The sequence below is a fragment of the Staphylococcus devriesei genome (assembly GCF_002902625.1).
GTDB classification, from domain to species: Bacteria; Bacillota; Bacilli; order Staphylococcales; family Staphylococcaceae; genus Staphylococcus; species Staphylococcus devriesei.
Genome location: NZ_PPRG01000057.1, coordinates 1 through 8,562, shown reverse-complemented (window position 1 = coordinate 8,562; position 8,562 = coordinate 1). Strand labels below are relative to the sequence as shown.

The window sequence follows — 8,562 nt, the reverse complement described above, 5'->3', positions numbered from 1 at the left end:
CTGTAACACATCTTTATCCATACATCTATCTCCTTTAAGAATATATATTACTATAGTAAAACTTCTACAGTAATAATGAAAAGATTAAGTTTTTAAAATTAACTAGTGCGCTTGTTTATTTTCTAATTATAAATTTAAAATTAAATGAAAATTTTGGTTATCATCTTTTAAAAAATTTTGAAAAGTGTATAATTTATTATATATAAGAGGAGGTATTTGTGGAATGAAATTTAAACGTTCTTTAGCGGTACTTGCAACATCAGCAGTTGTATTAGCAGGTTGTTCAAACTCAGGTGGAGGCAGTGATGATAGTAAAAAATCATCTGACTCAAGTAATAAAGATAATGATAAAAAACAAGAATTACAAATCTCAGCTGCAGCTAGCTTAGGTGATGTAAGCAAAGCATTAGGAAAAGAATTTAAAAAAGACCATAAAAATGTAGATATAACTTTTAACTACGGTGGCTCAGGCGCATTAAGACAACAAATTGAAAAAGGTGCCCCAGCGGATGTCTTCATGTCAGCAAATACAAAAGATGTAGATATGTTAAAAGATAAAGTGCATGATACATATAAATACGCGCATAATGAACTTGTCTTAATTGGAGATAAGAATAGTAATGAGGCTTCAGTCAAAGATTTAAAAGATGATGAAAAATTAGCGATTGGCGAAGTGAAAACTGTACCGGCAGGTAAATACGCTAAACAATATCTTGAAGACCAAAACTTATACAACGATGTAAAAGATAAATTAGTGTATGCAAAAGATGTTAAACAAGTGTTAAATTATGTGGAAAAAGGCAATGCCGATATGGGATTTGTGTATAAAACTGACTTATACACTGGTAACAAAAAGACAGATAAAGTAAATGAAATCAAAGAAGCTAAACTTAAAAAGCCAATTACTTATGAAGCAGGTGCTGTTTCTGATAAGAAATTAGCGAAAGAATGGATGGACTTCTTAAAATCTGACAAAGCAGAAGACATTCTTGAGGAATATCATTTTGATGCATAAGGAGGTTTAATATATGCCTGATTTAACACCTTTTTGGATATCGATAAAAGTAGCCATCATCAGTACGATTATCGTTTCAATCTTAGGCATTTTTATTAGTCGATTACTATATAAAGGGAAAGGGCATCTAACTAAACTCCTTGAAAGTTTTATACTATTACCGATTGTTCTACCGCCAACGGTACTAGGCTTTATTCTACTAATTATCTTTTCTCCTAGAAGTGTTGTAGGACAATTCTTTGGAAATATAGTACATCTACCAGTAGTATTTACGATGACAGGTGCAGTAATTGCATCTGTCATTGTTAGTTTTCCATTAATGTATCAACACACGATTCAAGGATTTAGAAATATAAACCCTAAGATGTTAAATACTGCTCGTACCATGGGGGCAAGTGAGAATAAAATTTTTTATCGTCTGATATTACCTTTATCTAAACGGTCGATTATCGCTGGTATAATGATGAGTTTCGCTCGTGCAATCGGCGAATTTGGGGCTACGTTAATGGTCGCAGGTTATATACCAAATAAAACTAATACATTACCGCTTGAAATTTATTTCTTAGTTGAACAAGGAAGAGAAAATCAAGCTTGGTTATGGGTTCTTGTGCTAGTAGCCTTTTCAATAACTGTTATCGGCGTATTAAATTTTGCGAATAGGGATAAATCTCAGGAGGTATAATAGATGTTAAGACTTAAATTACAATATCAATTAAAAAAGACGTTTATAGATATTGATATCAATGATACTACTCCTAAAATATATGCTATTCGTGGACCTTCAGGTATAGGTAAGACCACAGTATTGAACATGATTGCAGGGTTACGTCAACCTAAGAAAGCCTATATCAAAATCAATGATCGTTTATTACTAGATACTGAAAATAAAATAAATCTTAAAATTCAAGATCGAAGAATTGGATACCTTTTCCAAGATTATCAATTGTTTCCAAATATGACAGTGCGCAAGAATATTACATTTATGGCGAAGCATTCTAGTCATATAGATGAGTTAGCAGAGCAATTAAACATTAGTCATTTAATGAATCAATATCCCGTCACGTTATCTGGTGGTGAATCTCAACGTGTAGCTTTAGCACGTACATTGAGTACAAAACCCGACTTAATACTTTTAGATGAACCATTTTCAAGTTTAGATGATGCGACAAGAGATGAAGGCATTAGATTGATTAAACGTATTTTCAAAGAATGGTCAATTCCAATTATCTTCGTGACACATTCTAATTTTGAAGCAGAAGTATTAGCGGATAAAATTATTAAAATTGGTTAAACAAATATAAAAATATAGACTATCAAACGATTCGATTAGAGCGACGCATGTCTTTATCGAATCGTTTGATTTTGTTCCAGGCTTTTTTTAGATATAATAAGACTAACTGAGAAGAGATGAGAAAGGGCATGTGTTATGACTACAGGGCGTTATTCAAGACAAACCTTATTTAAAGGAATTGGTGTTTTAGGACAAGAAAAGATAGAACAGAAACATGTATTAATAGTTGGTATGGGCGCTTTAGGGACGCATGTTGCTGAAGGGTTAGTACGTGCAGGTATTAAAAAATTAACCATTGTAGATAGAGACTATATTGAATATAGTAATTTACAGCGCCAAACGTTATTTACCGAAGAAGACGCTAATCAGATGTTGCCTAAAGTAATGACGGCTAAACACCATTTGGAACAAATCAGACATGACGTTGAAATTTATGCTCATATCGCCCACGTAGATTATTATTTTTTAGAGAAATATGGAACAGATGTAGATGTTATTATTGATGCGACAGATAATTTTGACACACGACAACTCATCAATGATTTTTCATATAAAGAATACATTCCATGGATATATGGTGGCGTAGTTCAAAGTACTTACGTTGAAGCAGCATTTATTCCAGGAAAAACACCTTGCTTCAATTGTTTAATGCCACAACTTCCTATAATTAACATGACGTGCGACACAGTGGGGGTAATACAACCTGCTGTCACAATGACAACTAGCTTTCAATTACGTGACGCGCTTAAATTACTTACTGATAATGTAATACCAACAAAGCTTACGTATGGTGATATTTGGGAGGGCGAGCATTATACATTTGGTTTTAGTCGCATGCATAGAGAAGAATGTCCAACATGTGGGTCTCATCCTACTTTTCCGCATTTAAAGCATAACCCTACATTATATGCGACTTTATGTGGTAGAGATACAGTACAGTATGACAATCCCAATATTACCCAGGAAATGATTCGTGATTTCTTGCATCAACATCAACTTAATTATCGTGAGAATAAATTTATGTTGATGTTTGAATATAAAGGATATCGTCTTGTAGCATTTCAAGGCGGGCGTATACTCGTACATGGGACGACGAAAACATCAGAAGCTATTAATTTAATTAATCAACTATTTGGATAAAGGGAGTGGTTTAAATGCATCAACATGAACACCTAAAAGTAGATAGAGATATTCGATGTGCAGTATTAACAATTTCTGATACGCGAGACAAAGAGAGTGATAAAGGAGGACAACTTGTCCAATCTCTGTTACAAGATATGAACGTCAAGGTAGACAGTGAACACTACAATATCGTTAAAGATGATAAGGAAGCAATCCAATCTCAAATCGAATCATGGCTAGCTTCTGATATTGATGTGATTATTACTACAGGCGGTACAGGTATCTCTCAAAGGGATGTCACTATCGAAGCGGTAAGTCCACTATTAGATAAAGAAATTGAAGGATTTGGAGAATTATTTAGATATCTTAGCTATACTGAAGACGTAGGCACAAAGGCCTTGTTATCAAGAGCCATAGCGGGAACAGTAATGAATAAGCTCATCTTTACATTGCCGGGCTCTACGGGTGCAGTGAAACTGGCAGTTGAAAAGTTAATTAAACCAGAACTTAATCATATGGTATATGAATTGAATAAATAGAAAAATAGTCATGAGCTAGAACTACAATTATAGATTTCCCTAATTGAAGTTTTGGCGCCATGACTATTATATTTAATATAGAAATGTATATTCCCTTGTAAATGACATTAGCGTTGATAGTCGCCAGACTTACCTCCAGATTTAGATTCGAGATAAGTTTGACCGATAATCATACCTTTATCAACGGCTTTTGTCATATCGTAGACAGTCAGGGCAGTAGCAGATGCCGCAGTTAATGCTTCCATTTCAACGCCCGTCTTACCTGTGGTAGAGACACTAGTTGTAATATTTAGTGTATAGGTACTATCGTCATTCTTTTCCCAGGAAAAGGTGATATCAATCCCAGTTAAAGGCAAGGGATGACACATGGGAATAATAGTTGATGTATTTTTAGCAGCCATAATACCGGCAATTTGTGCTGTGTTTAATACATTACCTTTTTTATTAGTATTATCTAGAATTTGATGATAAATTGTGTCGTTAACCGTAATGCTAGAATGCGCTTGGGCAGTACGTTTAGTAATATTTTTATCGGATACATCGACCATTTTCGCATTACCTTGTTCATTTATATGAGTAAATTCATACATCATATACCTCCTAAAACTTAAAGTTAATTAGAACTTTTAAATACTTTTGTTAGTATATCATGATTTATTATTATAAAAATGGAGATGATAAAATGGCAGTGGAAAAAAGAAATCCAATCTCAGTTAAAGAAGCGATTCAACGTGTAGTAAAACAATCTATTTTTATGGAAGAAACTAAAGTTAAACTTGAAGATAGTCTAGGTTATATTTTGGCGCAAGATATTGAGGCCACTTATGATATACCACGCTTTAATAAATCACCATATGATGGTTTTGCTATTCGAAGCGTTGATTCAGCAGGAGCATATAGCGAGAACCGTAAGCAGTTTACAGTTATTGATCATATCGGAGCAGGTTCCGTATCCGATAAAATATTAGGTGAAAATGAAGCAGTACGTATTATGACTGGTGCTCAAATTCCAGAAGGCGCGGATGCGGTAGTCATGTTTGAACAAACGGTCGAAAGTGGAGACACCTTTACTATACGTAAATCTTTTGAAGCATATGAAAATGTTTCGCTGAAAGGTGAAGAGACGACGACGGGCGATATCGTCTTGAAAAAGGGTCAAACTATTAATCCAGGAGCGGTAGCAGTGTTAGCCACTTATGGTTATACTGAAGTGCCAGTGGTTCAAAAACCAAGTGTAGCGATTATTGCAACTGGCAGTGAATTATTAGATGTACATGATGAATTAGAGCCAGGTAAAATCCGTAACTCTAATGGTCCAATGATTAAAGCATTGGCTGAGAAATTCGGTTTAGAAGTAGAAGCTTATAAAATACAACAAGACGATTTACAAAGTAGTATTGACGTGGTAAAAGACGCTATGGCTAAACATGAAATTGTGATTACGACTGGTGGTGTATCTGTAGGTGATTTTGACTATTTACCAGAAATATATAAAGCTGTAGATGCAGATATATTATTTAATAAAGTAGCTATGCGTCCTGGTAGCGTTACTACTGTAGCTGTTGCTAATGGTCAATATTTATTTGGTTTATCTGGTAATCCATCCGCATGTTTTACAGGATTTGAACTATTTGTAAAACCAGCTATTAAACATATGATGGGTGCAACAGCATTTTATCCTCAAGTTGTTAAAGCAACGTTGATGGAAGACTTCACTAAGGCAAATCCTTTTACACGTTTTATTAGAGCATATGCTTCATTTTCGCAAAGTGGTGCAACGGTGGTGCCATCAGGGTTTAATAAATCTGGTGCAGTAGTAGCGATTGCGCATAGTAATGCAATGATTATGCTGCCTGGCGGAACACGCGGATTTAAAGCAGGTCATACAGTAGATGTTATTCTAACTGAATCAAATGCATTTGAAGAGGAAATGTCATTATGATTTTGCAAATTGTTGGTTTTAAAAATTCTGGCAAGACTACGTTGATGGAACATACGGTCAAATTTTTAAAATCTAAAGGTTATACGGTGGCTACCATTAAACATCATGGGCACGACGTTCAGGATATTGAACTACAAGAAAATAACGTCGATCATATGAAACATTTTCAAGCCGGTGCGGATCAAAGTATCGTGCAAGGTAGCGCATATCAACAAACTGTAACTAGAGCTCATAAACAAAACCTTACTCAGATTATTGACGAATCTGTTACAATAACATGTAATATCATTTTAGTTGAAGGCTTTAAGAATGAAGAGTTCGATAAAGTGGTAGTTTATCGTACACAAGAGGAACTAGAGCAATTAAAGCAATTATCTCATGTGCTTTTTTGTTATCATTTTCAAGAGGAAAATGCGCAAGCAAATTATGAGAAATGGCTAATAGATTGGATTGAACAAAGGACTGACATATAATGAAACAATTCGAAATTGTTACAGACCCAATTCAAACAGAACAGTATCGAGATTTTACTATAAATGAACATCAAGGTGCTGTCGTAGTCTTTACAGGACATGTAAGAGAGTGGACACAAGGTGTTAAAACGGAATATTTAGAGTATGAAGCTTATGTACCAATGGCTGAGAAGAAACTTGCTCAAATTGGTGACGAAATTCAAGAACGTTGGCCTGGAACAATTACCACGATCGTTCATCGAATTGGGCCGCTTCAGATTTCAGATATTGCAGTATTAATAGCAGTATCATCACCACATCGTAAAGATGCTTATCGAGCTAACGAATACGCAATTGAACGTATTAAAGAAGTTGTACCTATTTGGAAGAAAGAAATTTGGGAAGATGGATCAGAATGGCAGGGTCATCAACGAGGTAACCACGAGCAAGCTACTAAAGGAGATGTCTAGAGTGAAAGTAATGTACTTTGCAGAAATTAAAGAAATACTGCAAACTAACTCTGAAAATATTGATATTAAAGAAAGTATAGATGTTGAATCATTTAAACAAGTGTTATTTGAACGTCACCCCTCAATTAGCAATAAAAAATTTCAAGTAGCAGTCAACGAAGAATTTGTACAAAAAGAGGATATTATACAACCAACTGATGTGGTTGCATTGATTCCACCAGTAAGCGGGGGTTAATTGGGAAATGAAAGCGATTATTTTAGCAGGAGGCCATTCGCAACGTTTTGGAACAGCGAAAGCCTTTGCCAAGATTGATGGACAAATGTTCTATCAACGAATTATACAAACTTTAGAAACTACAAATATGTTTAATGAAATTATTATTAGTACAAATGAACAGCTTGCTGACCAATTTGACTATAATAATATTGTCATAGATGAATCATATAACAAAGATAAGGGCCCTTTAGCAGGAATCTATACGGTTATGAAACGTTATAGCGATGAAGAGCTTTTCTTTGTCGTATCTGTGGATACACCGATGATTACTGGAAAGGCAATTAGCGCATTATATCAATTTATGGTTTCTAGATTGATAGAAGACCAAATCGATATTGCTGCTTTTTCGGAAAATGAAAAAGTTATACCAACCATCGCATTTTATAGTCCTTACATCTTAGAAAATATGAAAGATGCATTAGATTCAGATGATTATAGTTTAAAACATATTTATCAGCAAGTAACGATGAGATGTCTAGATGTTAAGGGTATTCAATCTCCTGAGTATTGGTATAAGAATATTAACTACCAACATGATTTGGACTCTTTAAAACAACAGATTAATAATTAAGGAGGCCCGTATTTATGGTAGCACTAATTAAAGATAAATTAGGCCGACCAATCCGTGATTTACGTATCTCTGTAACAGACCGTTGTAATTTTAGATGTGATTACTGTATGCCTAAAGAAATTTTTGGCGATGACTTTGTATTTCTTCCTAAAGACGAACTACTGACTTTCGAGGAAATGGTTAGAATCGCTAAAGTCTATGCGGAGCTAGGAATTAAGAAATTACGTATTACTGGTGGAGAGCCCTTATTAAGACGTAATTTATATCAACTTATTGCTGAACTTAATAAAATCGAAGGCATTGAAGATATCGGAATGACGACTAATGGTTTATTATTAAAAAAACATGGTCAAAAGTTATATGACGCAGGGTTACGTCGTATTAATGTTAGTTTAGATGCCATTGATGATGAAGTCTTTCAAGCAATCAATAATCGTAATATTAAAGCATCTACGATTCTAGACCAAATTGATTATGCTGTGTCAATTGGCTTTCATGTTAAAGTGAACGTGGTAATACAAAAGGGAGTGAACGACAATCAAATACTCCCAATGATAGAATATTTTAAAGAAAAAAATATTGAAATACGTTTTATAGAATTTATGGACGTCGGAAATGATAATGGTTGGGACTTTAGTAAAGTCGTCACAAAAGATGAAATGTTAGAGCTAATTGAAGAACACTTTGATATAGAACCAGTTGCGCCTAAATACTTTGGTGAAGTGGCTAAATATTTCAAACATAAAGACAACGGGGCGAAATTCGGTTTAATTACTAGTGTATCTGCGTCATTTTGTTCCACATGCACGCGTGCACGTCTTTCTTCAGACGGTAAATTTTACGGTTGTCTATTTAGTACAGTAGAAGGCTTTGATATTAAATC

12 protein-coding genes are annotated in these 8,562 nt (G+C 34.4%); 11 read left to right on the top strand and 1 reads right to left on the bottom strand.

Translation table 11 applies throughout. The annotated features are described in order from the left end of the window. Positions 1 to 223 precede the first annotated feature (223 nt). From modA to CD147_RS09270, 5 genes are all read left to right on the top strand, one after another. Positions 224 to 1,015, top strand: a complete 792-nt coding sequence (gene modA, locus CD147_RS09290; RefSeq protein ID WP_103167118.1) for a molybdate ABC transporter substrate-binding protein — start codon at positions 224 to 226, stop codon at positions 1,013 to 1,015. 13 nt (positions 1,016 to 1,028) lie between these two features. Further along, positions 1,029 to 1,697, top strand: coding sequence for a molybdate ABC transporter permease subunit (modB, locus tag CD147_RS09285; protein ID WP_103167117.1), 669 nt, complete (start codon positions 1,029 to 1,031; stop codon positions 1,695 to 1,697). A gap of 3 nt (positions 1,698 to 1,700) precedes the next feature. After that, on the top strand, positions 1,701 to 2,306 hold the full coding sequence (locus tag CD147_RS09280; protein ID WP_103167116.1) for an ATP-binding cassette domain-containing protein: 606 nt from the start codon (positions 1,701 to 1,703) through the stop codon (positions 2,304 to 2,306). A gap of 135 nt (positions 2,307 to 2,441) precedes the next feature. Next, complete coding sequence (locus tag CD147_RS09275) at positions 2,442 to 3,446, top strand: ThiF family adenylyltransferase (protein WP_103167115.1); 1,005 nt, start codon at positions 2,442 to 2,444, stop codon at positions 3,444 to 3,446. A 14-nt stretch (positions 3,447 to 3,460) separates the two neighbouring features. Beyond that, entirely contained in the window at positions 3,461 to 3,967 is a 507-nt protein-coding gene (locus tag CD147_RS09270) for a MogA/MoaB family molybdenum cofactor biosynthesis protein (RefSeq protein ID WP_103167114.1), read from the top strand. A gap of 107 nt (positions 3,968 to 4,074) precedes the next feature. On the opposite strand, the gene moaC is transcribed toward CD147_RS09270, so the two are convergent. Further along, entirely contained in the window at positions 4,075 to 4,557 is a 483-nt protein-coding gene (gene moaC / locus CD147_RS09265) for a cyclic pyranopterin monophosphate synthase MoaC (protein WP_103167113.1), read from the bottom strand. 92 nt (positions 4,558 to 4,649) lie between these two features. Here moaC and CD147_RS09260 point away from each other — a divergent pair, with 92 nt between their 5' ends. The 6 genes from CD147_RS09260 to moaA form a co-directional block, all read left to right on the top strand. Next, the gene (locus tag CD147_RS09260; RefSeq protein WP_103167112.1) at positions 4,650 to 5,909 is read left to right on the top strand and encodes a molybdopterin molybdotransferase MoeA; all 1,260 of its coding nucleotides are present in this window, start codon (positions 4,650 to 4,652) and stop codon (positions 5,907 to 5,909) included. Further along, positions 5,906 to 6,382 carry a molybdopterin-guanine dinucleotide biosynthesis protein B gene (gene mobB, locus CD147_RS09255; RefSeq protein ID WP_103167111.1) on the top strand — a complete coding sequence of 159 codons (477 nt, stop codon included), beginning with the start codon at positions 5,906 to 5,908 and terminating at the stop codon, positions 6,380 to 6,382. The genes CD147_RS09260 and mobB overlap by 4 nt, the downstream gene beginning before the upstream one ends. Further along, entirely contained in the window at positions 6,382 to 6,831 is a 450-nt protein-coding gene (locus CD147_RS09250; protein ID WP_103167110.1) for a molybdenum cofactor biosynthesis protein MoaE, read from the top strand. Before mobB ends, CD147_RS09250 begins: the two co-directional genes overlap by 1 nt. A gap of 1 nt (position 6,832) precedes the next feature. Then, positions 6,833 to 7,066: a molybdopterin converting factor subunit 1 gene (moaD, locus tag CD147_RS09245; protein ID WP_103167109.1), complete on the top strand. Its 234-nt coding sequence runs from the start codon at positions 6,833 to 6,835 to the stop codon at positions 7,064 to 7,066. Between the two features lie 7 nt (positions 7,067 to 7,073). Beyond that, on the top strand, positions 7,074 to 7,679 hold the full coding sequence (gene mobA, locus CD147_RS09240) for a molybdenum cofactor guanylyltransferase MobA (protein ID WP_103167108.1): 606 nt from the start codon (positions 7,074 to 7,076) through the stop codon (positions 7,677 to 7,679). A 14-nt stretch (positions 7,680 to 7,693) separates the two neighbouring features. Next, a partial coding sequence (gene moaA / locus CD147_RS09235) for a GTP 3',8-cyclase MoaA (RefSeq protein WP_103167107.1) occupies positions 7,694 to 8,562 on the top strand: 869 nt, incomplete at its 3' end.